We start from the raw sequence: 559 nt of genomic DNA on the forward strand, positions 1-559 counted from the left end.
GCAGCTTCGCTTACGCTAACCGCTCCTCTTAACCTTCCAGCACCGGGCAGGCGTCAGTCCGTATACATCGTCTTGCGACTTGGCACGGACCTGTGTTTTTAGTAAACAGTCGCTACCCACTAGTCTCTGCGGCCACCACACCCTTTTCCAGGCAAGCTGGTATAAGCGGATGGCCCCCCTTCTCCCGAAGTTACGGGGGCATTTTGCCGAGTTCCTTAACCACGATTCTCTCGATCTCCTTGGTATTCTCTACCTGACCACCTGAGTCGGTTTGGGGTACGGGCAGCTAGAACCTCGCGTCGATGCTTTTCTCGGCAGCATAGGATCACCCACTTTTTATCCGCATCGTGTCTCAGCCGAACGAGTCGCGGATTTGCCTACGACTCAGCCTACGCACTTGCCCCGGGACAACCATCGCCCGGGTTGGGCTACCTTCCTGCGTCACACCTGTTAATACGCTAACCGCACCAGCATGGGGTCGAGCGTTCACCAAGACGGCATCACCCCGAAGGGATCCACACATTCCTGGCTAGGACTCTTAGCACCACTGGATTAGCTT

At 56.2% G+C, this 559-nt stretch carries 1 rRNA gene; it reads right to left on the reverse strand.

The annotated features are described in order from the left end of the window. A 23S ribosomal RNA gene (locus KYX17_RS31625) occupies positions 1-559 on the reverse strand; the annotation flags it as partial.

It is taken from the genome of Microbacterium sp. CIAB417, from assembly GCF_022788845.1.